At 47.1% G+C, this 26,842-nt stretch carries 20 protein-coding genes and 3 tRNA genes; 8 read left to right on the top strand and 15 right to left on the bottom strand.

Translation table 11 applies throughout. The features are described 5' to 3' along the window. Positions 1-54 precede the first annotated feature (54 nt). Positions 55-1,368, bottom strand: a complete 1,314-nt coding sequence (locus tag KTG12_RS10320; RefSeq protein WP_138273222.1) for a pyridoxal phosphate-dependent aminotransferase — start codon at positions 1,366-1,368, stop codon at positions 55-57. A 139-nt stretch (positions 1,369-1,507) separates the two neighbouring features. Here KTG12_RS10320 and KTG12_RS10315 point away from each other — a divergent pair. Continuing rightward, positions 1,508-1,581, top strand: a tRNA-Asp gene (locus KTG12_RS10315). A gap of 220 nt (positions 1,582-1,801) precedes the next feature. Here KTG12_RS10315 and KTG12_RS10310 read toward each other — a convergent pair. The 13 genes from KTG12_RS10310 to KTG12_RS10250 form a co-directional block, all read right to left on the bottom strand. After that, positions 1,802-2,329, bottom strand: coding sequence for a hypothetical protein (locus KTG12_RS10310; RefSeq protein WP_216945434.1), 528 nt, complete (start codon positions 2,327-2,329; stop codon positions 1,802-1,804). A 10-nt stretch (positions 2,330-2,339) separates the two neighbouring features. Next, entirely contained in the window at positions 2,340-2,783 is a 444-nt protein-coding gene (locus KTG12_RS10305; protein WP_008659973.1) for a hypothetical protein, read from the bottom strand. Positions 2,784-2,794: 11 nt separating this feature from the next. Next, entirely contained in the window at positions 2,795-3,244 is a 450-nt protein-coding gene (locus KTG12_RS10300) for a hypothetical protein (RefSeq protein ID WP_008659974.1), read from the bottom strand. Positions 3,245-3,577: 333 nt separating this feature from the next. Continuing rightward, the gene (gene mobV, locus KTG12_RS10295) at positions 3,578-4,924 is read right to left on the bottom strand and encodes a MobV family relaxase (protein WP_216945433.1); all 1,347 of its coding nucleotides are present in this window, start codon (positions 4,922-4,924) and stop codon (positions 3,578-3,580) included. A gap of 185 nt (positions 4,925-5,109) precedes the next feature. Then, entirely contained in the window at positions 5,110-6,078 is a 969-nt protein-coding gene (locus tag KTG12_RS10290) for a toprim domain-containing protein (RefSeq protein ID WP_216945432.1), read from the bottom strand. Between the two features lie 203 nt (positions 6,079-6,281). Beyond that, a complete protein-coding gene (locus tag KTG12_RS10285; protein WP_216945431.1) occupies positions 6,282-7,352 on the bottom strand; it encodes an AAA family ATPase in 1,071 nt (356 codons plus the stop codon). An 11-nt stretch (positions 7,353-7,363) separates the two neighbouring features. Continuing rightward, positions 7,364-7,672 carry a DUF3853 family protein gene (locus KTG12_RS10280; protein WP_007759946.1) on the bottom strand — a complete coding sequence of 103 codons (309 nt, stop codon included), beginning with the start codon at positions 7,670-7,672 and terminating at the stop codon, positions 7,364-7,366. Between the two features lie 220 nt (positions 7,673-7,892). Continuing rightward, entirely contained in the window at positions 7,893-8,927 is a 1,035-nt protein-coding gene (locus tag KTG12_RS10275) for a hypothetical protein (RefSeq protein WP_216945430.1), read from the bottom strand. A gap of 10 nt (positions 8,928-8,937) precedes the next feature. Continuing rightward, positions 8,938-10,224 (bottom strand): site-specific integrase, encoded by a 1,287-nt coding sequence (locus tag KTG12_RS10270; RefSeq protein WP_216945429.1) that lies wholly within the window; start codon positions 10,222-10,224, stop codon positions 8,938-8,940. Positions 10,225-10,595: 371 nt separating this feature from the next. Next, a tRNA-Tyr gene (locus KTG12_RS10265) sits at positions 10,596-10,678 on the bottom strand. Positions 10,679-10,683: 5 nt separating this feature from the next. Beyond that, positions 10,684-10,757 (bottom strand) — tRNA-Thr (locus KTG12_RS10260). Positions 10,758-10,923: 166 nt separating this feature from the next. Further along, positions 10,924-11,337 carry a thioredoxin gene (trxA, locus tag KTG12_RS10255; protein WP_370686463.1) on the bottom strand — a complete coding sequence of 138 codons (414 nt, stop codon included), beginning with the start codon at positions 11,335-11,337 and terminating at the stop codon, positions 10,924-10,926. Positions 11,338-11,491: 154 nt separating this feature from the next. Beyond that, positions 11,492-12,151 carry a superoxide dismutase gene (locus KTG12_RS10250; RefSeq protein WP_005639364.1) on the bottom strand — a complete coding sequence of 220 codons (660 nt, stop codon included), beginning with the start codon at positions 12,149-12,151 and terminating at the stop codon, positions 11,492-11,494. Positions 12,152-12,301: 150 nt separating this feature from the next. Here KTG12_RS10250 and KTG12_RS10245 point away from each other — a divergent pair, with 150 nt between their 5' ends. Continuing rightward, on the top strand, positions 12,302-12,652 hold the full coding sequence (locus tag KTG12_RS10245) for a hypothetical protein (protein WP_022322249.1): 351 nt from the start codon (positions 12,302-12,304) through the stop codon (positions 12,650-12,652). Positions 12,653-12,813: 161 nt separating this feature from the next. Here KTG12_RS10245 and KTG12_RS10240 read toward each other — a convergent pair whose 3' ends face one another. Further along, complete coding sequence (locus KTG12_RS10240) at positions 12,814-15,342, bottom strand: glutaminase domain-containing protein (protein ID WP_046452304.1); 2,529 nt, start codon at positions 15,340-15,342, stop codon at positions 12,814-12,816. A 477-nt stretch (positions 15,343-15,819) separates the two neighbouring features. On the opposite strand from KTG12_RS10240, the gene KTG12_RS10235 reads away from it, so the two are divergent. The 6 genes from KTG12_RS10235 (at position 15,820) to KTG12_RS10210 (ending at position 26,702) form a co-directional block, all read left to right on the top strand. Continuing rightward, positions 15,820-17,538 carry a phosphoethanolamine transferase gene (locus KTG12_RS10235; protein WP_138273243.1) on the top strand — a complete coding sequence of 573 codons (1,719 nt, stop codon included), beginning with the start codon at positions 15,820-15,822 and terminating at the stop codon, positions 17,536-17,538. Next, positions 17,538-20,021: an ATP-binding protein gene (locus KTG12_RS10230; RefSeq protein WP_138273242.1), complete on the top strand. Its 2,484-nt coding sequence runs from the start codon at positions 17,538-17,540 to the stop codon at positions 20,019-20,021. The genes KTG12_RS10235 and KTG12_RS10230 overlap by 1 nt, the downstream gene beginning before the upstream one ends. A 336-nt stretch (positions 20,022-20,357) precedes the next feature. Next, a complete protein-coding gene (locus KTG12_RS10225; RefSeq protein ID WP_005649933.1) occupies positions 20,358-21,530 on the top strand; it encodes a DUF418 domain-containing protein in 1,173 nt (390 codons plus the stop codon). Between the two features lie 109 nt (positions 21,531-21,639). Further along, positions 21,640-23,004 carry a sigma-54 dependent transcriptional regulator gene (locus KTG12_RS10220; protein ID WP_138273245.1) on the top strand — a complete coding sequence of 455 codons (1,365 nt, stop codon included), beginning with the start codon at positions 21,640-21,642 and terminating at the stop codon, positions 23,002-23,004. A 340-nt stretch (positions 23,005-23,344) separates the two neighbouring features. Next, positions 23,345-25,783: a trans-4-hydroxy-L-proline dehydratase gene (gene hypD / locus KTG12_RS10215; RefSeq protein ID WP_155144047.1), complete on the top strand. Its 2,439-nt coding sequence runs from the start codon at positions 23,345-23,347 to the stop codon at positions 25,781-25,783. A gap of 13 nt (positions 25,784-25,796) precedes the next feature. After that, positions 25,797-26,702, top strand: a complete 906-nt coding sequence (locus KTG12_RS10210; RefSeq protein ID WP_138273240.1) for a glycyl-radical enzyme activating protein — start codon at positions 25,797-25,799, stop codon at positions 26,700-26,702. The last annotated feature ends 140 nt before the right edge of the window (positions 26,703-26,842 follow it).

Here is a 26,842-nt window from a genome sequence, read left to right as displayed (position 1 = left end):
AAAAGCCGAGCTTTCATGTTAATGAGTCATAAATAAAAGCCCGGCCTGTGTTAATTATGCGGTGTGATTCTCTTTGAATAGCTTCAGGCGCTCTTCGAGCAGGGCATATTGATGCGGTTTGATAAAAGATGTACAAGCGCGTAGGCCTTCTTGGTTACTACCTGTCGTGCTTAATGAAATGGCGCTTACACCGTAATAAATAAGTTCTTCCATCAGTTCTCCTCCTGTCATTCCCGGATAGGCGATCGTGAAATAAAATCCGTCTGCGATCGGTTCGTCTAGGTCATGGTCGTAGACGATCCGGAAACCATAATCGGTAAAGATCTTTTTTAATCTTTCTGCTCGGCGTCCGTATTCTTTTACTTCCGAAATAAAATCGAACGTTCCGTCTGCCGCAGCTTTGAACATGGCTGCCAATGCGAACTGCGCCGAATGGCTCGTGCCGGACGACAGGGCATATAATACGCGGTGAATGTATACAGTTCCGAACGTTCCTCCTCCGTAGCGCTGTGTCAGTCCGGGATAGGCTCGGTGATATAGTTTGTCGGAGATTGCCGTGACCCCAATACGCTGGCCGGCATAGCTGAATGCTTTTGATCCCGAAATCTGCAAAATGTAATTATCCGTATAACGGGCAACTGTTGCCTGGAAAGGTGCTTCAAACGGCTTTCCCAACGGTTTCCGGAAGTCCATAGCGAAGTAGGCCAGGTCTTCGATCACGATCGTGTCATATTTGTTTGCCATGTCTCCGATGATCTTCAGCTCTTCTTCCGTCAGGCAGAACCAGGCCGGATTGTTGGGATTGGAGTAGATCATGGCTGCGATGTTGCCTTTGGAGAGATATTGTTCCAGTATGTCCCGGAGTTTTTCGCCCCGGTATTCGTACACGTCGAACGATTCGTATCTATAGCCCATGACTGTGATCTGCTGCTTCTGGACAGGGAACCCCGGATCGATAAAGAGAATCGTGTCCTTTCCCGGCGTACATTGTCCGCAAACGAGAAACGATGCATATGTCCCCTGCATGGAGCCGGTTACGGGAACGCAGCCTTCCGGCGCAATATCGATATCGATAAATGCCTTGATAAAACGAGATGCTTCCGCTTTTACATCGGATGTGCCATTGATATTCGGATAGATAGAGGCGACGCCATCTTGAAGAGCTTTGATCTCGGCATCGACACCGACTTGGGCTGCTTTCAGTCCGGGAACACCCATTTCCATATGGATAAATTCTGTTTTAGTCTCTTGTTCAAGTTGTGTGGATATGGCAACGACCTCGCGGATCGTCGCTTTCCCGAAATCGGGAAGTCCGTAGCCATCTATAATCTTTCTGGCTGTCTGATAATCTACCGGAGTATTCTTCATGATTGTTATTATTTATATGAAAGGCAAAAGTAGAAAAATAATCTATCCGACGTAAATTTTTGCCGTGAAACTATTGCAAGATTCAAAATAATATATACCTTTGCATCGCAATCGAGAGAGATTGCAGGATAAAAGTTATGGTTCGGTAGTTCAGCTGGTTAGAATACATGCCTGTCACGCATGGGGTCGCGGGTTCGAGTCCCGTACGCACCGCAATAAACATTGAAAATCAATAGTTTACAAAAATAACACCCAATTTTACACCCGTTAATGTAAAATTGGGTGTTTTTGTATTGTTTAGCATTTACACGTCTTAACTCCAATTTTAGTTGTTCAAATATTTGTTATTACTTACTTTAATAACTACACGTAGGGTAAAAATGCGGGACAAGAAAACATCCTCGTCCCGCTACTATAAAACGTATGTTTAATACTAAAAATCCTCACTATGTTCACATAAAGAGAACTGTAGTTTATATCCGACAAAAGTTCCATAAAAGTCAATAAAACAGTTAGCTTCCTTGCTATTAGAAATCCACTGTACTCCTATTCTATTATATTGGGAATTGTTTTCAGTTAGCTTATATTGGGGGTCACCATATAATCTGGTCAGACCTGCTTGAATAACATCCAGTTCACTTGCGTCAAATACTGTAGCATGTTCATTCGTATCTTTAACCATTTTTATCACTTCTATAGCATGTACCTTTCCATTCAAACCGATAACTCTTACATAATTCATAGTTACATTAAAAATGCTATAATAATAAGCATCTGTCACTTTGTAAATAGAGTAACCATTTGAACTTTTCTCAAAACTCAATTTATTAGATATTTCAGATATTGGCATTCCGATAGTTATCCCTTTAAAGGAAGGTTTAGCTTCCAATTGTTGAATATTTTGAGAGTGCATAGTAAATATGCTCATTAAAAACGAAAGAAGTAAAAGTATATTTTTCATAACATTCTATTTATTTGGAGATAAACTCCCACCGTCTATATAACTCATTCCATTTATAGTAACCTACCATATTCCCATAAGTATCGTAAATCTCATATCGTTGGTATAAGTCATTCCACTTTTTCTTATATTTTACATTGCCATATGAGTCATATTCTTCATTTTGGTTATAAAGATTGTTTCTTTTCTCATAACCCTGCTGGTTTCCGTATTGATCTTTGATATCTTTTCTATTATATAAGCTATTATATTGTTCTGTTTTTAACAAATCTCCGTTTGCATTGTAATACTCTAAGCGGTCATATAATGAGTTATATTTGGCATATCCAATGAGATTGCCATAGGAATTGTAAAACTCTGTTCTATCATATAGCTCATTGTATTTTTGCGTATAATTCTGTCCCCATAATAGGGTAGAAATGCATAAAAGAACGATTGTAAATAATGTTTTCATAATTGTAATTTTTAATATATAAACCATGAATAAGATAATATCTCCTTTTTCTTTATCGCGAACAATGCACGATTTGCTTCAAGAAAGCCTTTTTTTAAAGCCTTTTTTAGAAATTTCTTTCCTTTTCTTTTTTGTCCAGACAAGTAGTATGATATTCCCAAATTGTAGTATAACTGGCTATTGTAATAGCCAGTACTTAAAGCAGCATTGGCATAACTCGTAAAATATCCAATTTGTTTCTTTTGTAGGTATTCATAAGCAGTCCGTGAATACTTGTCAAAATCTTCTCGAGCTCGCTTCTCTCTATACACTTCTGCCGCCGCTCTTAACATCATTTCTTCATGTGTCATCGGAACATAAGTGTTAGTAAATGTTGCGTTAGCGGGAGTGTCATAACGGTTTTGTGCATTAGCAAATATTGAAACCGTAAGAAATACAAAACATAGTAACTTTTTAGTCATGTACTACAATATTTTTTATTCTTCCCAGCTCCATGAAGAAGTTTATAAAAACACGAAGCGTGGAACTGCAATGCCACGTCTTAGATGAAGGTCGTAGGAAAAATACCTTGAGTACAGATATGGATATAGCAGCCCACGCTATAGCGTGAGAACCACTATGCTATCCCTTGTACTCTTTGAAAATTTCCTACGTTTTCATCTACAAGATAAGCATAACGCTTCTTTCTTTACTAATATGTCTGGAGAGAGTGTGTGCTCAATCCGATGCAAAAGTATGAAAAATAATCAAATAAACTCTGTAAAAGCCATTCTTATTTTCTCATTTCTTGTGTTTTATAACCTTAATCCCCTCTTCGGTCTGTTTTCTTCTTTTTGGGTGTGGCTTACACCCAGCTTTTCTTTGAGCTCTTTGAATTTCATCCTGAACCATTCAAGTATCGGCATACCGTCAATACACAGCTGGAATTTACCTTTCTCTTGTGGGTTTCTCTCTACGGTAGCCGTTGAGTGCTCCGTCCTGAACTTCTCCTTGTGTTCCTTCGAATAGAGCCTGCCTTTGAACCCTACGGGCTGCAGGCTGACGATTCGCCTTGTCAGTTCCTCGGTAAACCCCACTTCCCGGCATTGTTCGGCTATGGGCAGCAGTTCCGTTACGATAGGGAAATAGGCGTCTATCTGTTTCAGCCTATTGTCGTACCCTGTAATTTTCTGTTGGTAACTCCGGTCTATTCTGATTATCTCGCTGTTGTGGCGGTTCTCCATGTTCTTCTGCTCCCTCTGTTCGGCTTGCACCTGCTTTTGCAGATTCACAACGTCCTGCTTCAAGCCCTCATTCTCCGCTTCCAGCCTCCTGACCTTGCTGCCGCCCAAAAGAGAACTTACCCCGTCCGCTATGGCTGTGGTGGCGTTCACCGCCGCCCCCTTCATCTTCTGCACGTTGATTTCCCCTTTGACCTTTTTCAGTTTCTTCTGTGCCTCCTCTTCCAGCCCCAGCAGGGTTTCTATGTTCTCCTGCAGGCTGTCCTGTTGCTCTACCAGTTCCTTGTAGTATTGCATGGTGGAGATGTGTTTTGCCAGTGAACCGTCTATTCCTCTTTGCAAGCCGTATTTGCTCATGGCTTGTGCGTAGGTGTCCTGATAGTGTTTCAGCCTGTGCCTTGCCATGACGTCATCGGCACACAGCCGTACATCCTGCGTGTTCTTCTTGCGGTATTTCTTTTTCCCGTTCTGTTCTTCCTTTCTGGCTTTCCTGCGCTCCCCGGTCACTATCGGTATGATAGTGGCGTGTATGTGCGGTGTCTTCTCGTCCATGTGCAGGACTGCCGACACGATGTTCCGCTCCCCGTATGTTTCCCGGAGCCATTTCAGGTTGTCGTTGCACCAGTCGTCCAGTCGCCCGTCCGCTTCCATTTGTTTCATGTCCTTGTTGCTTCCGGTGAGTAGTACCCGGATTGCCTTTACCTGGTTGGTGCCCACCTTACGTTTGATGCCTGCCGTCTCTATCCGGTGTGCTATCGCCTGCGTACGGTTCTTCACTCCTTCGGGGAACTGCACCAGTTCCCGGTTCAGGTGCGTGCGCTTTCTGTCCGCGTTCTTCGGGTGGACGGTGCGCTCTATGTGTGTGGACATTGCGCCGTCCGCACCCTTTGCCTTTTCCAAATGCAAAACTGCATATCCCATAACTGTAATACATTTTTTCGGTTAATACTTCCCCTGCCTTGCTCCCATGCCGCATGGCTCCGGGGTTTCAAAAGGGGCGGCGTCCCTTTTGCTCATTGGGGCTTTTTTAGCGATGCGTGCATTGCGTGAAGAAAAAGCCCTAATGAGCTATGGCTTTTTTCAAAGCCTTCCGTTGGCATGTACGGTTACATCCTGATACCTTTGCCTATCCTCTCCGGTTGCTCTGTCTTCTGTTGGCTTTTCTCCGGTTCCGGTTTCTCCTGCCACCGTTCCGCTTGTTCTGACCGTTTACCACAAAGGTAGTCGTTCAGGTCGTTGTAGCCTCCGTATATGTGCGATGCGTCCCGGACGCGCAGCCCGTATTCCTCCCGCAGTTCCTGAACAGCTTCCATTCCCGCCTTGTCGTTATCAAGGAAGCAATGGATGCGTCCGTAACCGCCCAAAGGTCGGATTGCTTTGGATAGGTTGGAAGTCGAGTTCAGCACGATGTAGTCCTGCCCGTCAAGGTCGGGGCAGTCAGGACACCTTTCCAGCCGCAGGGTGAGGAAGGAGAGGTAGTCCATGAAGCCCTCGAAGAGGCAGCAGGTCTCCCTCGGCTGTTCCTGCCGTATGTGGGTGATGTCCTTCGGTGCGATGCACCCTTTGAAAAACTTGTTGCGTATCTCGTAGCCTCCCGAACGGTTGGGGAAGCCGACGGCAAAGTATGGTTTGCCGTCGGTCAGATAGCGCACTTCCCTGCATTCTCTTTTCGCCAGCTCCGTATTTATCCCCCTCTGCCGCAGATAGGAATACAAGGCGGGGGAAGAGAGCGGCACCACCTCCAACTGTTGGAAGCTCGGTTTTGAGAGTGCCTGCTTGCCAAAAGAAAAGGAGACCGGATGCACGCCGGGCGCCTGCTCCGCTATCCGTTCCAAAAGGTAGGGCAGGCTGTCGGATGCGTAGAGTTCCTGCGCCAGTGCGATGATGTTCCCGCCCCTGCCTGTGCCAAAATCGTACCATAGATTGCGTTCCGTGTTGACCTTGAAGGACGGTTCCCGTTCATTCCTGAATGGTGACTTGTACCATAGGCTGTCGCCCTGTTTCCTTACCGGGTCGTAGCCGAGACTGTGCAGATATTCCTCTATGCGTATCTGTTTCGCTTCATTCGTATTCATGTAGGTTTCTGTTTAAGTGGATATTGTTTTTTCTTTTCGCCCGTACCTTTCCGTATATTACGGGCTGTATCCACTTTACTTTACTTCCGTATATATATGGTACGGGAATAAAGTAAAGTGCTTTTATCAGCAACCGGAACACTTCACTTTACTCTGACATATATATACCCTGACTAAAGTAAAGTGGTTTCCTGCCTGTGCCGCTAATAGTGGAAGTCGGGGTTGAAAGTGTATTTCCTGCCGTTCTCCTGCACTATCATCCGCTTGCTTTTGAGCATGGTGATGAGTTTTACCACCTTGTTGTCTCCAAGCGTGACACTGACAGAGGCGTATGCTTCCTGCAAGGCTTCCGCAAGTTCCTGATAGCCGTATTCGTCTTTCAGGGTGAACGCCGCTTCCAGTGCGATGCGGTGCTGCCGCTCGGTGATGTCCTTGTACGGGTCGAACTTCTCCCTATTTCCTTTTGTCTCATCCTTGTCCTTGAACTGGTAGTCCTCCAGCAGTTCGGGCAATGCTTCCTCATTGATGCGGAATGCGAACGGTTCGAAGTCCACCGCCCTGATATGTGCGGTTTTGACCGTACTTATGTCGGGGTTCTTGCTGTCCTTCTCCACTTGCAGCACCGTTTCCGCCTTGTTGCTTAGCTCGGTTCCGATGTGCCCCCTTGCGTTCTCGTCCCCCTTGTTCTGGTGCAGTATGGTATGGATGTGGATGTTCCTTTCTCCCGTCCATGTCATCAGCAGGGAGATTACTTTCGTGGATTCGCCGGGGCTGTTGATGTCGTACACCATATCCCGTATTCCGTCAATGATTACCAGCCCGACGTTTTCAGTCCGGTAGATTGCCTCCCTCACGATTGCTATACGCTCTTCGGGCGTGTATTTCCGCAGGACGAGGAACTCAAGGTTCTCATGGTTGCTGCCTGTCGGCAGTCCCGCCATGCGCAGGCTGCGCCTTGCCACTTTCGCACAGTGGTAGGAGCTCTGTTCGGTGTCCACATAGAGTATTTTCCGCTTGTTTTCGGGCAGTTCCGCCGTATAGTTCAGTACCGTTCCATTTTTCAGCGCAGCAGCCACGATTGCGGAGACGTTGAATGTCTTCTTGCTCTTGGCTTTCCCAATTGATGCGCTGAAGTTTCCCAACGTGCCAATGACGGAGCCCTGCACCTTCAGGATTTCAGGTGCCTGCTCGTAGTCTTCCGAAAGGTCAAGCCGCGAGGCATGCCATAGGATTATCGCCTCTTCGGGCGTGATGTTTCTTTCCTTGTTTTCCATATGGCACCTCCCTATCTGCGTCCCCCGCTTTTACGTCCTGCCAGTTCCAGTGCCATGTCCGCATCGACGATGATTTTGCGCCCTATCTGCGTAATGGCTCTGTCTATCCTCCCACTTTTCTTAATGCGGTTTGCAGTGGGTATGCTGCACCCGAACAGACGGGCTATGCCGCCTATCCCGTACACGTATTTCTTGTCCTTGTCGGCTGCTGGCTGGGCTGGCTTCGTTTCGCTTCCCTGCAAGGCATGTCGGTTCAGGAATATGAACTCTTCGCCCGTCATCTGCCATACGGGCTTTGATAAAAGGTCTCTAATTTCCATGTCAGAATGAATTAACGTTTGTACTGTAAGCCCTGCGCATGGGCTTTTTATTTCGTTCGAACAGTGCAAAGTTAGTTCCGGGTATGGGTGGTAAGGATGTGGATAGCGTGATTGGGGTGTCACGCTATCTCATTAATTATCAACAAGTAATAAAAAGTAGTAGAAATTATTTTGAGTGGTAAAAGTGGTCGTGCCGTGGAATGTCGGGACATATCACCGGCTATCGGAATATTAACCACATTTCCTTGGCAAATTCCTGATTGCTGTCACTGGCTAAATCTGTACGGGGAACGGGTGCCTTGTATTTGGATTTGTAATATTTTATGTCTATATCCAGCAATCTCATGATTTCATCCTTCCACTTCTCTCTGTCCTGATTGGAGAGGGTCTCACCCATGAGGAATATCAGGTAGCATACACGCGCCTTTTCTCCCGGTCTTATCTTCAGCCTGTTCCTGCATGGCTGCAAGTTCATTCCGGCGTAGAAATCGGCTTCGGGAACGGCTTCAAACTGTTTGTCGTTGCATTTCTCATAAATGGCTGACAGCAGTCGCATGGGGAAATAGGCGGGTGGGCTTGCCGGGGTGGTACCGGATGAGGGAATTTCCTTTTCTTCCTCTTCCTTTTTCTTTTGGTCGGTCAGGTATTTATCAAGGATTGCCAATAGCGAGCCTCCCAGCCTGCAAATGTCCCCGCAACGGTTTTGCAGGCATTGCAGGGCTTCCCGCCTTGCCTGCTCCTTCTGCCTGTACAGTTCATCCAGTTTGGCTTTCTCCTTGTCGTATTCCCGTTTGCACCGGTCGTACCTTCTTTCCAGCAGTTCCTCTTCCTGACGGTCGTGTTCCCTGAAACCTACTGCTTCCAAAGAGCCGTTAGCTGCCATGAGTTCCCGGTAATATCCGTTTGTGACTTTCATCTGTCTGTCGATGCTCCAGTCGAAGCGCTCTTCATGCTGTCGGCAGACATATCCGGTATCGAGACGGTCAAAAAACTCCTTGCAGGCGCTGTAAGTCGAGATGTTGCTCTCAATCTCCCATTTCAGACTGTTCAGCAATATGGAGAAGTGCGCGGCGTCCGCTTCAAGCATGAGGCTGATAAGTGCGGTTTCAAAGGTCTGCGTGTCCCCGTACTCTCTATAAAAATCAGAAATGAACTGTTGCTTCTCAAAAGAGAAACTGCCGCCGGACATTATTTCGGTGTATATCTTGTTGAGTTTCCCGTAGCGGGGTATCATTGATGTTATTCTTTCGTCCATAGTGTGATAGTTACAGTTGGTTGAATTTGCTCATTGCGTTCGCCTTCACGTCATCGGCTATGTCTATGTAGGGCTTCATCGCCTTGTAGTCGCTGTGCCCCGTCCATTTCATCACCACTTGTGCGGGGATGCCCAATGCCAAAGCGTTACAGATGAATGTCCGTCTTCCGGCATGGGTGCCCAACAGCGCGTATTTGGGTGTGATGGTGTCTATACGTTCGCTGCCCTTGTAGTAGGTCTCGCTTACCGGCTCGTTGATTTCCGCAAGTTCTCCCAGTTCTTTCAGGTAGTTGTTCATCTTTTGGTTGCTGATAACCGGGAGCGTCTTGTGTCCTTCAAACTCCACGTCCTTGTATTTGTCAAGTATCGCCCTGCTGTGGTTGTTCAGTTCGATGACAAGGCGGTCGGCAGTCTTTACGGTGGTGATTTCTATATACCCGTCCCGAATGTCGCTCCGTTTGAGGTTGTACACGTCCGAATAACGCAGCCCGCTGAAACAGCAGAACAGAAAGACGTCCCTTACCCGTTCGAGATATTGCTTGGTCGGGGGTATTTTGTAGTCTTTCAGCTTGTTCAGTTCTTCCCATGTGAGAAATATCACCTTCTTTTGGACGCTTTTCAGCTTCGGGTTGAAGCTCTCGTAGGCGTTGTTCATGCAGTACCCTTTCTTAGTGCACCACCGTAGGAACCATTTCAGGTAGGCTATCTGCTTCATGGTGGACGTGTTGCGCAAGCCTTCCACGTCCTTGAGGAAATTCACATAGCTTGTCAGCTTGGGTTCGTCCAGTGCCTCGAAGGTCAGTTCCTTGTCGAACTTCTCAAGGTGTTTCCTCACTGCGGCGAACTTCTCATAAGTGGCGTCAGACCAGCCGTTCTGTGTCCCGCATTCCTTGATGAACTCCCCGAATACCTCCATAGGGGCGAACGTCAGGGGTTTCTGCTGTTCTTCCTCCCTCTTTTCGCTGTGCAGGCTGTTGAAAGCCTCCTTTACTTGTGCGGTGGTAGGCATGGTTCCCTGAACCTCAAACTCCTTGAAGATGTTCTGTATTTCCGTATAGTAGCGCAGCAGGTCGGTATTGATTTCGGATGCGCTCTGTTTCAGCTTGTTGGTGCAGCCCGGCTTTACACGTTGTTTGTCTGTGTCCCATTTGGCTGCGTCGATGCGGTAGCCCGTTGTAAACTCGATGCGCTGGCTGGCAAATATCACACGCATACGGATAGGCACATTCTCCACGATTGGTACGCCGTTCTTCTTCCGGCTTTCCAAAGAAAAGATGATGTTTCTCTTGATATTCATATTCGGGTGTAATTAAATTAACACCCAAATATACACCCAATTATTGAGATAACAAAAGATTTTAGGTGATATTTTACGATATATACCAATTGTAATAAGCTGTTTATTAGTAGATAGTTACAAGTTTATGATATTTTGTAAAATTGCAGGTTAAAGTACCGTCCGGACCGCCAGAAACAAAAGTCTTTGGTTCATTGTGAATCAAAGACTTTTTTATTTTAATCCAAGGGGTCGAGATTCTGTTGAAAATGATTTGCGCCTGCCCAAAAATGAAACCTTTCAGGTGAAGGATGGAATGAAAGTTATGAGGCTATGAAATGAGTATAAAAACAAAAAAGACCTGAAAGATTTCCTTTCAAGTCTTTTTTTTGTGGGCAGTGATGGATTCGAACCACCGAAGGCGAAAGCCAGCTGAGTTACAGTCAGCCCCATTTGGCCACTCTGGTAACTGCCCTTTTGAGCCTCTTGTCGGATTCGAACCAACGACCCCGAGATTACAAATCACGTGCTCTGGCCAACTGAGCTAAAGAGGCATTCATTTTTTATCAGTATCAATCTCTCTCGATTGCGGGTGCAAAGGTACGTATTATTTTTTAATATGCAATAGTTTGGGGGCATAATGTGTAATATTTTTTTCTAAAAACTCTCCGAACTCTGTTCGGAACTCGGAGAGGGCTTTCTGTTTATGTTGGGATATTGTTATTCTTTCTTCAAAAGTACCTCATTTATAGCTTTTTTGAAGTCGGCCTTTCCCATTGCCCCTTTTGCCATCTGCGGTTGCCCGTTCATTGGGCAGAAAAGGAGGGAGGGAATACTTCTGATACCGAAAGAGGCGGCCAATCCCTCTTCTTTTTCCGTATCTACCTTATAAATATCGATTTTTCCGGCATATTCTTCTGCTAATTCTTCTAAGATAGGAGCGACCATCTTACAAGGTCCGCACCAGGTGGCATAGAAATCCACGATACAAGGTTTGTCTCCTTTGTACACCCACTTGTTGGGGCTGGCTTCGTAGTTCGCTACTTTTTTCAGAAATTCCGTTTTTGTCAATTCTTGTACTTTCATGTTTATTCTCCTTATTAATTGAGGTTTATATTCTTGTTTATTGATTATATAACAAAGGTATGCTATTTATTCCATTCCGTTATTGAACATTTTTCCCTTATAATTGGAAATATTACTATATTGCTTGAGTTCCAGTCATTTTGTAAATAAAAAAGCCGTCCGGTATGTTGCCGGGCGGCTTTTATCTGGAGTTTAAAGAGCTTTAATATCTTTTGCCAACGGTATCCCAATCGATGATTTTCCATAAAGCGTTCAAATGATCGGGACGGCGGTTCCGGTAATCCAAATAGTAGGCATGTTCCCACACATCGAATCCCAGAATCGGTTTCAATCCGTGAGCAACCGGATTGCTACCGTTAGCTTCTTTGGTAATTGAGAGTTTTCCGTCTTTATCTTTAGCCAGCCATACCCATCCTGAACCGAATAAACCGGTTCCTGCAGCTACGAATTCTTTCTGGAAGTTTTCGAACGATCCCCAAGTCGCGTCGATCGCTTTGGCGAGGGCGCCGGTCGGTCTGCCACCGCCATAGGGGGAGAACTGGGTGAAGTACAAATTATGATTAAGCGTCTGTCCAGCATTGTTAAAGATAGCACCGTCGGATTCTGCCACGATCTGTTCTAATGTAGCGTTTTCGAACTTGGTTCCCTGAATGAGGTTGTTCAGGTTATTTACATAAGTCTGTAAATGTTTGCCATGATGGAACTCAATCGTTTCTTTACTTATAACCGGTTCCAGCGCGTTGGCTGCATAGGGTAACTGGATTAATTCAAATTTCATAACTTTTTCTTTTTTATCTGTTATTTGACTATTATTACTATTATTTGTTATCAACAATAATAAACTGAGACATAATGTAAGCATAATCAATCTGTTTTATGTTGTTTCTACTATTCTAACATTCCCTGCTCGAAATTTGTTCATAGAATGAAATGCATATTATTTATCGCGGGATAGACTTTATCTATGAACGGAATGTACTATCTTCGCCAACCAATTAAAATAAACACAATAATGACAAAAATTCAGGAAACACTGGTTGCGTTGCCAGAGGAAAAGAAAGCTCTGTTTATCCCGGCTTTCGGAGATGTGGACAAGTTTTATACGACCGTTTATCTGATTGCCCGAAACGAGCATGTGACGGAGCTGGAAAAACCGGACCGTTACGAAGACCGCTTGCAGGTGATCCGCCAGATTCGTGGCAAGGTGGAGAAGTTGGTGAGTTCTTTCGGGTTGGACGGCTCTGAGATCGTGGCAGATATCGCCAGCGATTATTTTGAAGATTACGTGAATTATAAGGAACCGGATATCCGGATGACGAATGAAGAGTTTCTTGGTATCATACAGAAGGTAGCGAGGAAGTGAGGAGAATTATGATGGAAGTGTGTCGAAACCTCCTTATCCCCGCATTTGATGCGGGGACGCAAAAGGACAGACCTTATCAATCAGATTTTTATAGGGCCGGTTTTAATGCGATCCCGCGTCAAGCGCGGGAACAGGATAGTTTCGACACGCTACCATCATAATTACTTCTTCAGCCGTTTTTCCAGCAATCGCATATAGTAGCCGCCGACGACTGAACGGGCCTGGAATCCACGTTGTGTTCCGTCAGAAGTGTAATGCCAGTCGCTCAACGGGACGCGTGAGGTCGTTTCGTTGGCGTATTTCCAGACCGGAAGCATGAACGTTTCAAAATCGGCCGTATTGCCGGTCAGGCAGGCACTCCACAGAATCCAGTCGGATTTGGTATAATCTTCGCGGTTGTCCAGCGGCAGACCATATTTGTTTTGTCTGGTCTTGTAGTAAGCTGTTTCTGTTTCAGCTATTTCCGAAGGGAATATATTCAGATCTAACAAGCGGTCCCAAACCAAATTATATTTCTGGCTCCATGTACCGGACTTATCGAAGGTCAGCTTATAGTGATTCCCGTCTTTTGCCATCGCAATCCATTTGCCAGCCATTTCACGAGCTGTCGCCAGATAAGAATCCGCTATTTCCCTCTTTCCCAACATTCCGGCCATCTTGCCGTAGCCGGCTATCCCCATGATCGCTTTGATGGACAGGTTGGTGTTGTGAGCGAAATGACCGGCGAAATCGTCCGTGCATAACTGGTTGTCCGGGTCGAGACCTTCTTTCTTCAGATAATCGACCCAGGTTGTCAACACATCCCAATGTTTGGCCGCATAATCCGCATTTCCTTCGATTATCGCGATGGCCGTTGCGAGGATCAGCATATTGCCGGATTCTTCGACCGGCATATCGCCGCCGTAGGTCTGTCCGTTAGCCTGCGGATACGTGCCGACATCGTGTGAGGGGAAAGGCTTGTTCCATCTGCCACTTTCGCTGTAGTAAAAGATCGGGTTCATCATCCCCTTCAGGAGCTCGGGGTTATAGCATAAGAACAGCGGCGCCGAAGGGTAGGTGATATCGACCGTCCCGATCGAACCGTTGCTGAAATTCTCTTTCGACAGGAATAGCAGGTTGCCTTCCTTGTCTGTCACTAACTTATGGGCGGAAATGGCCTGGCGATAGGCCAGGGCGCACAGCTCGGCATATTTTTGTCCGCCGGCGGCCGCTGTTTCCTGCATCAGGCGTCCGTCGAAGTCCGCACACCGTTTCATCATTCCGGCATACTCTTTCTGGCCTTTGGCGAAGGCATCGAAAATGTCCGTCTGCCCGTCGTGCTTCCAGTATGCCATCCGGTTGTCATTGAAATACTGGATCGCATACAGATCGTCATATCCGATCAACAAGTGCCCTGACACGGTCTTTTCGTTTACCTTGCCCAGGTTGTCGGAGTAGGCGAGGACCGTCATCTGTTTTTCCATATCCGGAGACACATTCTCCGCTTTGCCGGACAGTCTGCCGTCGGCCATGAATGCTTTCTTGGCAGCGTAATATTCGTCAATGGCGACTGTCACGTCCGGAGATTGCGCGGCTGAAAGATAGAAATAGCCCCAGTCGATGCGAAGGTCGTCTCCCTTCTTGCCCAAAACTTCCTGGTCGACAGAGCCGGTCTTTAGATAGACATACCCGTCTTTTTCGATCTTTTCGAAGGTGACAGGTTGATCTGTCGTGTTTACAGCCCATTGAGGGGTCGCTTCGAGGTATAACTGGACTTCGTGTGTCCGACCATCTAACGAACGGGCCTGATACGTGATATAATTGTACGGGGCGGTCATGGCCTCCAGGTCGTCCATCAGCATCGGAGCAGTGAAGATCAAATCCAGTTCGACAGGGCCGCATTCGAACGTATAGTACGTCTGTGTCGGCATGACGGTGGTCGCCGTCTGGACCGCTTTATTGTCAAACGTGTCTCCCCGTTTTACCTTCTTCATGATTCCCATGTCCACGTATGCACCTCCTCCGTTGTTGCGGCAGTGGGCAGCCAGGATGTTCCCCGTCGGTTTGAGCGTGTTGGCCACTTCCTGCGGGATTTCCTTCAGCAGGTCGTAATCCAACCCGTTGCCGGTTACGGCCACCTGCTTACCGTTGATGTACAACTCGATGTTGTCGTCGTGCGAATATAGCAGGAACAGATCTTCCTTATCCGTCCCCTCAGGCCAGTCGAACGAGCGGCGTACCCAGATGTCGCCGTCTTGCCAGGGAGTGGAGCGATACGGATTATCGTCTGTCCCGAATGCCGCCTTGCCTGTTTTCCAGCCTTTTGTCTCGTAATCGACGGCGGTCCATTCTCCCTCCGGCAGCTCGAATGTGTAGGTCGCCTCCCATAAGCCGGAAGCCGCCGTACCGATAACCGGCGTCACCTCTACTTTGTCCGCTCCCATGAACCGGTATGAAACACCGTCTACACGCAGGCTTCCCAATAGCGGGAAGTTACGGCCGGTCCAGTGGCGCACGCTTTCTTCGTTCAGGCGGTCGGCAAACGACCAGGCGCTGGTGTACGGGTCGATCGTTACCAGCGGTGTTGCCGGCGCCCGTAATTCGTTTTTGGCAGCAGGGGCATATACTTCGTTTGCGATACGCGTGTTCGACGAACAAGCACTCAGCAAAGCGACCGTACAAGCCGATAGCAGCATGATTTGTCTTTTCATTTTGTCTTTACCTTAATTATTATTGATGATTTTAAATAATCTTTCCCTTTTTCGGTTGCCCGAAATTAAAAATAAAAAGCGATAGTCGGAAGCAACAAAGTTCTGCTACCGGCATATTGCAAGATTATTGAAAGCATTTGCATGATTTTTAAAATATCAAAATGTCATTACGACCCCATGTAAATCGGATTAGTACCCCATATATTTGGAATTACTATAGCGGGTGATATTTTTTAACGTTTCTATTTAAACTGGGGAGTGGCTGTTTTGCTGACGAAATGATATCGGGCAAGGCAGACATTGTTTTCATGGGCGGAGTAGAACCTCGCCTCTACGGGAGACCTTGAAATAACTTTTTTTGTGCTTCTTCTGTATGTGTATGTGATGGATAACGTTTATTTTTGTCGGTTACAGCAGTGCTGTTGTGGAATAGTGATAAGAATAGTTGATAAAATTAGGCTTTTTAGGCAAAAATCGATGAGGTACTTTACTAATATTTTGCGTTGGATATCTTCACAGGAACACTTATATTTCTTGTTCGGCTTGCTTTTCATCATTCCGAACTGTGTTTTTCTGTTCACAGAGCCTTTACCTGTTCCGGTGGGCCTTGCTTCTATCGTCATGCCGTTGGCGTTCTGGATGGGAGTTCTGCTGCTGGCGCGTAAACCCGGAGTGGTGGTCTGGTGTCTGTTGCCGAAAATCATACTGGACGGAGGCCAGTTGGTCCTGTTGTATCTTTTCGGCGAGTCGGTGATAGCCGTGGACATGTTCTTGAACCTGACAAGTTCGAATGCTTCCGAAGCAAGCGAATTATTAGGAAATATTTTTCTTGTCATCGTTTGCGTCTTTTTCTTTTATACGCTTCCTACCTTGTGGCTGGCCACGCGTTCAATCCGCATGAAAGACAGGCTGACCGCCGTGTTCCGCAAGCGGTGGGCGTCCAGAAGCTTGGGGCTTTTCGGAGTGGGGGTGCTGCTCTGTTTCCTGCCTTCTTGGCAAAAGCACAGTTTCTCGCTCAAGAACGATGTTTATCCGGTCAATGCGCTTTATAATCTCTATTTTGCGATTACCAAATCGAACAAAAACGCCAACTATTCCATCTCTTCTGCCGATTTCAGGTTCAACTCGGTCCGGACGGGACAGGCGGATGGCAAGCGCGAGATTTACGTGCTTGTGGTGGGAGAGACTTCGCGGGCTATGGAATGGAGCTTGTATGGATATGAACGCAATACGACTCCGCGTATGGAAGGACTCGATGGTCTGATACATTTTACGGATGTTGTGACGCAATCCAACAATACGCACAAAAGTGTTCCGATCATCCTGTCTGCCGCTAGTGCGGAAAACTATGGCGTGATATATGACGAGAAAAGCATCGTTACCGCTTTCAAGGAAGCAGGTTTCCGTACGCTTGTCATTGCCAATCAGAAACTGACTACTTCGATGATCGGGGCTTTCTACCGGGAGGCTGATACGTTTATCGATATGAGCACGTTCAACACCGGATCGTATCTGACCTCATTGTATGATGCCGCCCTTTTGCCGTATTTGGAAAAGGAACTGGATAAATCGGACGAGGATATGTTTATCGTCCTCCATACATACGGGTCGCATTTCAATTATCATGAGCGTTATCCGGCTGAGTTCCGGATTTATACGCCGGATAAGGCCGAAGGCATCCGCCAATCCTATAAGAAGGAACTGCGTAATGCTTACGACAATTCGATCCGTTATACGGATTATGTTTTGGGAGAAATCGTCGACATGTTGAAAAAGAAGGAGGTTTGTGCGTCGATGCTTTATCTGAGCGATCACGGAGAAGATATTTTCGATGATGCACGTGCTCGTTACCTGCATGCTTCGCCTATACCGACTTATTATCAGCTCCATATCCCGTATATCATCTGGTTCTCGGACGATTATCGGACCGTTTTTCCGGAGAAATACCGGATGGCGATCTCTCACGGGGCTTATCCGGTCAGCACGAACAGTGTGTTCCATACGGTATTGGATATTGCCGGTGTCCGGACTTCGGTATCCGATTCCACACTGGCCCTGACCAACCCAGCTTTTGCCGTTCGTGACCGTATGTTTCTCGGTGATCACGACGAACCTGTCCCGTTCTGGAAGGTTGGATTGAAGAAAGCGGATTTCGTTATGTTGGACAAATGGAAAATAGCTTATAGAAAAGACTAATGAGCGCACAGAATGGACATATTACAAGTAAAGTCATATTGGGATACCTGTTATTGATCCTGATAGCCGTGTGTTCGGTCGTTTATATTTATAACATTATCGAACAGTTTGCTGGCGAAGACGACCCGAACAACAAATCGAGGGAGAAGGTTTATCTCGTGACCAACACTCTGTCGTTACTCTACGAAAGCGAAGCGCTCGGACAAATGGTCGGGTTTCCACAGGGGGAAATCAAGCATTTCAACCGCACGCTGAACAAGGCTTTGCAGAATATGGATTCCTTGCGTACATTAGTGTCGAATCCCGCACTATATCCCAAGATCGACACGATCGATATGTTGATCGAGCAGAAGCGTTGGAACACGCGCCGCCTGTTGGAAACCTGGCGTGAGACGAACGCGGAACATCTGTATACCCAAAACATCGAGAAGGTGATCGCCCGGCAAGATACGATGATCCGGCAGGTCGAAATACAGGAGCGCGTGATCGTGCACCAGGATTCCGTGAAAACTCCTCAGCCCCATAAGCACCGTGGCTTTTTCCGCCGGCTCGCCGATGCATTCTCACCGCCTAAAGAGGATTCGACTGTTATCGTGAATACGACCCGGCAGATCGTGACTGATACGTTGGTGAATTCCTTCAACCCGGCAGACACGATCGTGACGGTCCTGAAAAATTTGCAGGACAGTGTGGCCGATCAGCGTAAACAGCTTGTCGACCAGCTTTTAGAGCGTGCCGCTAACTTGCGTTATAATAATAGCATCATCACGAGCCGAATCAACCAGATGTTGCGCGATATAGAAGAAGAGGAGATGAACGCGTCGATGGAGCGTGTTGTGAAGAAACAGGAGGTGCTGCGCGAAACCTCTTATCTCATTGGCGGCATCGCTATCCTGTCGCTGATTATCGTGGTGGTCTTTATCATTCTGATCACGCGTGATATCTCCAGGAGCCAGTATTATCGGCTGCAATTGGAGAAAGCCAAGCAATATGCTGAAGACCTGCTCCATAGCCGGGAGAAGTTGATGCTGACGATCAGCCACGATATCCGTGCGCCGCTCTCGTCCATAATCGGTTATATAGAACTGCTGCTGCGCCGTCGTCCGGACGAAAGGCAACGTTATTATTTGGAAAATATGACTGGATCGGCCAATCATATCCTTTCTCTGGTGAACGGTTTGCTTGATTTTCATCGATTGGAATCGGGGCAGATGGAGATACAGAACGTGCCTTTCAGCGTACGTACGCTTTTTAATGAAATATACGGGAGCTTCCGCCCGATAGCCGAGGCGAAAGGACTTGCTTTTGTTCTGAATATGAAGGAGGAAGGGATGGATCGCATCTATTCAGGTGATCCGATACGCCTCCGCCAGATAGTCAGCAACCTATTGTCTAACGCTGTCAAGTTTACTCATGAAGGTCGTATCGTTTTGATAGTCAAATTGTCAATTCTCAATTCTCAATTGACAATTACTGTCTCCGACTCCGGTGTCGGGATTCCGGAAGAAGAACAGGAAAAAATTTTCGGCGAGTTTGCCCGTCTGTCGGGAACCGAAAAGGAAGAAGGTTTCGGTCTCGGACTTTCCATCACCCGCAAGCTGATTGAACTGATGGGAGGAACCTTGTCGCTAAAGAGTGTTCCGGGAAAAGGAAGTGATTTTACGATTGTCCTGCCTTTGCGGGAATCGGAAGTGCAGACGTTGCATGCCACACCTGCCATAGAGGAGGAAGACGAAACGGAGACCGGGGGGTTCGAAGGGCGCGAAATCTTTTGTTTGCTGGTCGATGACGATCCGTTGCAGTTGGCACTGACGGAAGAGTTTTTGAAACGGAACCATGTGGAGGTCACCAGTTGTTCAAATCCGTTTGCCGTGGTCGATATTTTGCGTAATAGTTCTTTCGACGCGATCATAACCGATATACAGATGCCGGGCATGGATGGGTACGGCCTGCTTAACGTCATTCGTTCGTCGGGTGTCCCCGGTACAGATACTGTGCCTGTCATCGCGCTTTCAGCCAGTGTGGAAAACGAGAATACACATTATTTGGAAGTCGGTTTTACCGGATTCCTAAATAAGCCTTTCACGGCTAAGCAGTTGATCGCTTTGTTGAATAACCTGTTGCAAGCGGATATACAAGCCGAGGTGTCGCCTGAATTCAATTTTGATTCGCTTACTGCTTTTGCTGGCGAAGACAAAGAAGCTTCCGCTTCCATTATCCGGACTTTTGCCGAGGAGACGAACAAGAGCGTTTCGTTGCTACAACAAGCTTTGGAGAAGACCGACCGTGCACAGGCTGCCAAAATCTCCCATAAGCTAATCCCGCTTTTCACCATGTTGGGAGCTTCCGATTTGGTAGCCCAACTGAGAATCCTTGAGAAGAACGACGAGGCACTGACAGACGAAGGTTGGAAGCGGCTTTTATTTGAAGTGATCCGGCAGGCGGGTGTTGTTGTGGGCCAGGCTGTGGAACGGTATCTGTAGAAAAATTCCCCATATATGTCCACAATTCCCCATTCGTGACGTTGTAATAAATAGCTTCAGTAAAACATTCTGGGCGACTTCTCTGTTAGAATAGAAGAGTTTACAAAAACAGGCTGTGTGTCAGGCTGAGTTTGGCACGATATTCGCTTCTTTTATAGCAAGAAGCGGAAGTGGACGTTTCTACATTAAAAAAACCGTTTTAAAGTATGTTCGAGTATCTATTTTAAGTCTGCAAACAAAAAGAGCGCCTAAATGGTGCTTTTTTTGTTTTATATGACTTCTTTATCTACTTTTGTCTTTTGTAAAATCATAAATTAAAAATCTAAATCATTATCAATGGAGCATGGACTTTTGGCTAAGTCGCCTCGTATCGAGGTGGTGGATGCATTACGCGGTTTTGCCGTTATGGCTATTATGTTACTACACAACATCGAACATTTTAATTTTTATGACTTCCCGACAGCTTCTTCGGCTTTTATGGAGGCGATGGATAAAGGAATATGGGAAACATTGTTTTTCCTCTTTTCCGGGAAAGCTTACGCGATTTTCTCCCTGCTGTTCGGATTCAGCTTTTTTATTCAATATAACAATCAGGCGAAGAAAGGTAAAGACTTCCGTCTGCGTTTCCTGTGGCGGCTTTTCCTTTTGTTCATTATCGGCTGTTTCAACGGGGCGTTTTTCCCCGGCGACATATTAGTCCTTTATTCTATAATTGGCGTGGTGCTCGTGTTAGTCTGCAGATGGAGCGACCGAGCGATCCTCATTGCCGCTATTATCCTGATGCTCCAGCCTCTCGAACTCGGCAAGTTTTTCTATGCGATGATAAATCCTGACTATGTGCCGGCAGCCGGCGTTTGGCGTGTTCATAGCCAACGTATGTATCCGTTCCTTTCGCAGCCGGATTTCTGGGCGATGGTTAAGTCCAACCTTTGGGACGGCCAGTTGTTCAGCCTGTTGTGGGCATGGGGGTATGGACGTTTTTTCCAGACTGCCTCTTTGTTCCTGTTGGGTATGCTGATGGGACGCAGACAGTTGTTTGCCAACCTGTCCGAACATCGGGTTTTCTGGATGCGGACGCTGGTTATCGGTGCGGTTTGCTTTGTCCCGTTGTATTTCATTACGGCTTCCCTTCCGGATATGATCTCCAACAAGGCGATGCTGACTCCGATGAACACGGTGGTTTCCTCTTTCCGCAATTTCTCTTTCATGTGTGTGTTGGTCGCTTGTTTTGTCTTCCTGTGGCAACAAGTTTCGACCCATAAAATGCTGCACGGTTTGGTGCCGTATGGAAAGATGAGTTTAACTAACTATTTGACACAGTCTATTATAGGATCGTTTATCTATTTCGGTTACGGTTTGTCACTTTATAATGTTTTAGGCACGACAGCCAGCTTTGGAGTCGGCGTCCTGTTGTTCATCCTCCAGTTAGGTTTCTGCCATTGGTGGTTGAAGAAATTCAAGCAAGGTCCGTTCGAGGGGGCGTGGAAAAAGGCAACTTGGGCATTTTGAATTGACAATGGACAATTGATAATTGCGGCAAGCGGTATTTAATTGTCCATTGTCCATTGTCAATTATCAATTCTTAGTTATCTTTGTGTACGAAACAAAAAAGAATAATATGCCGTCTATCCTGATTTTAGAAGATGATATAACATTCTCGTTGATGCTGAAAACCTGGCTGGGAAGGAAAGGCTTCGAAGTCAGTTCGGTATCATCGGTTTCGGATGCACGAAGCCGGATAGAGGATGCCTCTTTCGATTTGATCTTGTCTGATTTGCGTTTGCCGGACGGGGATGGAATCGATCTGTTGAAATGGATAAAAGAAAATAATTTTGTAATTCCCCTGATTATGATGACCAGCTATGCGGAGATACAAACCGCCGTGCAAGCCATCAAGTTAGGAGCGTCCGATTATATTGCCAAACCGTTGAACCCGGAAGAACTTTTAGGCAAAATCAAGGATGTGATAAAGACGGAAACAGGTTCGGTTGCTTCTGCCACCGAACTGGAACGCCCTACGCGTTCAGCCAAACGTCCCGAACCGTCGGGAGGAACGCGTAGCCAGTATGTGGAGGGACAGAGCCAAGCTGCCCGCCAGCTCTACGAGCATGTACGTCTGGTTGCTCCGACAGATATGTCTGTGTTGATTACCGGTTCGAGCGGTACAGGGAAAGAGTATGTTGCTCGCCGTATTCACGAACAGAGCAATCGTAAGAAAGCCCCTTTTATTGCTGTTGACTGCGGAGCGATCCCGAAAGACTTGGCCGCATCCGAATTTTTCGGGCATGTGAAAGGTTCGTTTACCGGAGCTATCGATAATAAAGAAGGTGCTTTTGTTGCCGCCCAAGGTGGTACGATTTTTTTGGATGAGATCGGCAACTTGTCCTATGAGGTACAGGTACAGCTTCTTCGTGCCTTGCAGGAGCGGAAAGTAAAACCGATCGGTAGCAATCAGGAGATCGCGATCAATGTCCGTCTTGTCTCCGCGACAAACGAGAACTTGCGTTCTGCGATTGATAAGGGAGATTTCCGTGAAGATTTATATCATCGTATCAACGAGTTTACCGTCCGTATCCCTGATCTGAAGGAGCGGAAAGAAGACCTTTTGCTGTTTGCCAACAACTTCCTGGATCAAGCCAATATAGAATTGCAGAAAGATATTATTGGCTTTGATAATGACGTGATCCGGATTTTCCAGTCTTATTCGTGGCCGGGTAACTTGCGTCAGATGAAGAACGCCATCAAGTATGCTACCCTGTTAGCGACCGGTCGCTATATTACCCCTAACGAGCTTCCAGAAGAACTGACTGCCGACCCGATTTCCGCTCCGGTCAATATCCAGTTGAAAAACGAATCGCACGAATGCGAAATGATCAAACGTGCCCTGCAAGAAGCCGGTAACAATAAGACCAGAGCAGCCCAACTGTTGGGTATTGATCGCAAAACGCTTTATAATAAGTTGAAAGCGTATGGGATTGCTTGATCTTTTTACAAGATAGGGGGCTTGGTTTCTATTAAATAAATATGATTTCTTTTGTTTTTATGGAAAAATGTCTATATTTGCTGCAATCATACACTTAATTTCGAGTGTTGATTTTAAATTGTTACGATATGTTCGTTAAATCTTATAGACGACTATTCAATTGCCTGATTTCTTGACAGGTGTTCTTCCCTTTTCTCTTTTACCGTTTTCGGGTAAGAGCTCTTTCGGTTTGCATTAGTATCTGAAGTCATTGGCTTGGGTCGGTGGTTTTATCTCTGCATCATTTTGTCCGGAATTTATCAGATTAAAATAATTGAATAAAAATAGCCTTTTATATAATATGACTATAATCACAGCTCAGCGTGCACCGCACAGTGCATCTAATTTCGCCCCCACAGTAGAGGCAAATGCCTATGGAATGAATGACCGGATCAAACGTCTTCGACAAGAGACGTTCGAAGCCGAGCCCTCCCTGTCTATTGAACGCGCTTTGATAGAAACTCGTTTCTACAAGGAAAACTACGGAAAATATCCGATTCCGATTCTTCGGGCCATGAATTTTTATGAGATCTGCAAGCAGAAGACGATCTATATCGGCAAGGACGAACTGATCGTGGGCGAACGCGGACCGAAACCGAAATGTGTGCCGACTTTCCCGGAACTGACCTGCCATAGTGTGGAGGACCTGCATGTCTTGAACACACGTGAATTGCAGCGTTATACGATCAGCCAGGAAGACATCGACACCTATGAACGCGAAGTGATCCCTTATTGGAAAGGGCGTACCCAGCGAGAACGTATCTTCAGCCATGTGCCTCAGGAGTGGAAGGAGGCCTATGAGGTGGGGATGTTTACCGAATTTATGGAACAACGTGCTCCGGGACATACCGCTTTGGACGGAAAGGTGTATAAGTACGGATTATTGGATTTGAAAGAACGTATCCGGAAAGAACTGGACGGGCTCGATTTCATGAACGATCCCGAAGCGACCGACAAGCAGGAGGAGCTGACTGCCATGTCCGTCTCGTGCGACGCCGCCATCCTGTTTGCCGAACGACATGCGGATCTCGCCGATGAAATGTCGCTGACGGAAAAAGATCCGAAACGGGCGGCCGAGTTGCGCCGTATCGCCGAAGTTTGCCGTTGGGTTCCGGCACATGCTCCCCGAGACTATTGGGAGGCGATCCAGATGTATTGGTTCGTCCACTTAGGAACGATCACCGAACTGAACGGTTGGGACGCGATGAATCCCGGCCATTTCGACCAGCATCTGGCTCCGTTCTACGAAAAGGGGATTGCCGACGGTACGTTGACACGCGACGAGGCAAAAGAATTGATGTCCTGTTTCTTCATCAAAGTGAACAACCACACGGCTCCTCCCAAAGTCGGCATCACGGCTAAGGAAAGCGGTACGTATAATGATTTTACGAACCTGAATATCGGCGGTGTAAAAGCCGATGGCAGCGACGGGGTGAGCGAGGTCTCCTACGTCATGCTCGAAACGATCGAAGAACTGCATATCCTGCAACCCGGCAGTGCTATCCATATCAGTGCCCGTACACCGGAACGTTTCCTGCGTGCCGGCTGCAAGGTGATCCGCCAGGGGCATGGCTATCCGTCTGTTTTCAATCCGGATGTGTATATCCAGGAGTTGATGCGCCAGGGAAAATCTTTGCAGGATGCACGTGAAGGCGGTTGCAGCGGTTGCATCGAGGTCGGAGCGTTCGGCAAGGAGGCATACGTATTGACCGGTTACCTGAATGTGCCGAAAATTTTGGAAGTGACGCTTAACAACGGTGTCGATCCGGTTTCCGGACGTAAGGTCGGACTGGAAACGGGTGATCCGCGCGGTTTCGGCAATTATGACGAACTATATGCCGCTTTTATGAAGCAGGTCCGCTACTTTGTGGATATGAAGGTGCGTGTCAGCAACTATATCGACCGTATGTTTGCCAAGTATGCACCGGCCACCTTCCTGTCTCTCTTCATCGACGATTGCATAGCGAAAGGACGGGATTATTACAACTGCGGTCCGCGCTATAATACGACCTATATCCAGTGTACGGGGCTCGGTACGATTACCGACAGCCTGGCAACGCTGAAAAAACATATATTCGAAGATAAACGCTGGTCGATGGACGAACTGTTGAAAGCGATGGCCGATAATTTCGAAGGAGCCGAGGCGATGAGACAGACGATCCTGAACCGCACGCCATTCTTCGGAAACGATGACGAATATGCCGACAGTATTGCTGTGAAGGTGTTCGACGATCTCTATGATACGATCGAAGGAAAGCCGAATACGAAAGGCGAATGTTTCCATCTGAATATGCTGTCTACCACCTGTCACGTATATTTCGGCAAGGTGATGGGGGCGACTCCTAACGGACGCTTGGCCGGGCGTGCCATCTCGGACGGCACATCTCCGTCTCATGGTGCCGATACGCACGGGCCGTCTGCCGTCATCAAGTCGCTTGGCAAGCTTGACCAGGTGAAGAGCGGGGGGACATTGCTGAACCAGCGTTTCCTGCCGAGCCTGCTGAAGCGTGAGGAGGATATCTCCAAGTTGTCTTCGTTGATCCGCAGCTATTTCGCTTTGGGCGGACATCACATCCAGTTCAATATCGTCGATATGGAGACGCTTTATGCTGCTCAGAAATGTCCGGAAGATTATCGCGACCTTCTGGTCCGCGTAGCCGGTTACAGCGATTATTTCAATGACATGAATGCCGATCTGCAGGCGGACGTGATCATGCGGACGGAACAGGAAACGTTTTAGCAATTGAAAAAAGATGTTTGTTTTCGATATAAAACGATATGCCATCAACGACGGGCCGGGTATCCGGATTACGATCTTTATGAAAGGATGCCCCCTGTCGTGCGTATGGTGCCATAATCCGGAAGGAATTTCCAGCCGGAAGCAAAAACTCTATACGAAAAAGAAATGCATCGGTTGCCGGACATGCGTCGAGGCTTGTCCTGAGCAGGCATTGACACTCACGCCGGAGGGGATCGTGACGGATGGGGCGCGTTGTACCCTGTGCGGAATCTGTGCCGAGGTGTGTCCGGCTTTGGCGATGGAGATATCGGGCACGGAGTATTCGGCTGAAGCCTTGATGAAGGAGATTGAGAAGGAGATCGTTTTCATGGATCGTTCGGAGGGAGGTGTGACGTTTTGCGGAGGAGAGCCGTTGTTGCATCCCGGACCGTTACTGGACTTGTTACGCCGTTGCGGGGAACGGGGGATACATCGGGCTGTCGATACGACGCTGTTCGCCCGGCCGGAGATCGTACGCGACGTGATGGATAATTGCGAGCTTTTCCTTGTCGATTTGAAGCAGATGGATTCGGCCAAGCATGCGAAATATTGCGGTGTCCCGAACGAATTGATCCTGTCCAATCTCCGGATGGTTGCAGAAGCCAGACACGATTTCTATCTTCGTATTCCCTTGATCGAAGGCGTGAATGCCGATGAAGAAAATATAACACGCAGTGCCGCTTTCCTGGCTTCGTTGCCGTGGGAGCACCGGATTGTGAACCTGCTCCCGTATCATGACATCGGCAAGAGCAAACACGAGAAGTTAGGTACGGTCTACAATCCGGATCGATATGCTTTCGCCGCCCCTTCGGACGAGACACTCGGACGTTGCCGGGAGATATTCGCCTGCTACGGGATCGAAACGACGATCGGGGGATAATTGAAGGTCTTTTATTTCCTCTGTCACTGTATCACTGATTCCTTTTTATCAATTGATATTCAGCTTGTTTTATTTGTGATATATGCCTGTTTTCTCTATCACTACCCTATCACTGGCAATTCAGATAAATAATAGGTGCT

The organism is Parabacteroides sp. MSK.9.14 (assembly GCF_019041495.1).
Lineage (GTDB): Bacteria > Bacteroidota > Bacteroidia > Bacteroidales > Tannerellaceae > Parabacteroides > Parabacteroides merdae.
This window is presented reverse-complemented; position numbering and strand designations above follow the sequence as displayed.

Coding starts and splice junctions, on each gene's coding strand:
- KTG12_RS10320 (WP_138273222.1), bottom strand. CDS start 1,368: ATGAAGAATACTCCGGTAGATTATCAGACAGCCAGAAAGATTATAGAT.
- KTG12_RS10310 (WP_216945434.1), bottom strand. CDS start 2,329: ATGAAAAATATACTTTTACTTCTTTCGTTTTTAATGAGCATATTTACT.
- KTG12_RS10305 (WP_008659973.1), bottom strand. CDS start 2,783: ATGAAAACATTATTTACAATCGTTCTTTTATGCATTTCTACCCTATTA.
- KTG12_RS10300 (WP_008659974.1), bottom strand. CDS start 3,244: ATGACTAAAAAGTTACTATGTTTTGTATTTCTTACGGTTTCAATATTT.
- mobV (WP_216945433.1), bottom strand. CDS start 4,924: ATGGGATATGCAGTTTTGCATTTGGAAAAGGCAAAGGGTGCGGACGGC.
- KTG12_RS10290 (WP_216945432.1), bottom strand. CDS start 6,078: ATGAATACGAATGAAGCGAAACAGATACGCATAGAGGAATATCTGCAC.
- KTG12_RS10285 (WP_216945431.1), bottom strand. CDS start 7,352: ATGGAAAACAAGGAAAGAAACATCACGCCCGAAGAGGCGATAATCCTA.
- KTG12_RS10280 (WP_007759946.1), bottom strand. CDS start 7,672: ATGGAAATTAGAGACCTTTTATCAAAGCCCGTATGGCAGATGACGGGC.
- KTG12_RS10275 (WP_216945430.1), bottom strand. CDS start 8,927: ATGGACGAAAGAATAACATCAATGATACCCCGCTACGGGAAACTCAAC.
- KTG12_RS10270 (WP_216945429.1), bottom strand. CDS start 10,224: ATGAATATCAAGAGAAACATCATCTTTTCTTTGGAAAGCCGGAAGAAG.
- KTG12_RS10250 (WP_005639364.1), bottom strand. CDS start 12,151: ATGCTTACATTATGTCTCAGTTTATTATTGTTGATAACAAATAATAGT.
- KTG12_RS10245 (WP_022322249.1), top strand. CDS start 12,302: ATGACAAAAATTCAGGAAACACTGGTTGCGTTGCCAGAGGAAAAGAAA.
- KTG12_RS10240 (WP_046452304.1), bottom strand. CDS start 15,342: ATGAAAAGACAAATCATGCTGCTATCGGCTTGTACGGTCGCTTTGCTG.
- KTG12_RS10235 (WP_138273243.1), top strand. CDS start 15,820: ATGAGGTACTTTACTAATATTTTGCGTTGGATATCTTCACAGGAACAC.
- KTG12_RS10230 (WP_138273242.1), top strand. CDS start 17,538: ATGAGCGCACAGAATGGACATATTACAAGTAAAGTCATATTGGGATAC.
- KTG12_RS10225 (WP_005649933.1), top strand. CDS start 20,358: ATGGAGCATGGACTTTTGGCTAAGTCGCCTCGTATCGAGGTGGTGGAT.
- KTG12_RS10220 (WP_138273245.1), top strand. CDS start 21,640: ATGCCGTCTATCCTGATTTTAGAAGATGATATAACATTCTCGTTGATG.
- hypD (WP_155144047.1), top strand. CDS start 23,345: ATGACTATAATCACAGCTCAGCGTGCACCGCACAGTGCATCTAATTTC.
- KTG12_RS10210 (WP_138273240.1), top strand. CDS start 25,797: ATGTTTGTTTTCGATATAAAACGATATGCCATCAACGACGGGCCGGGT.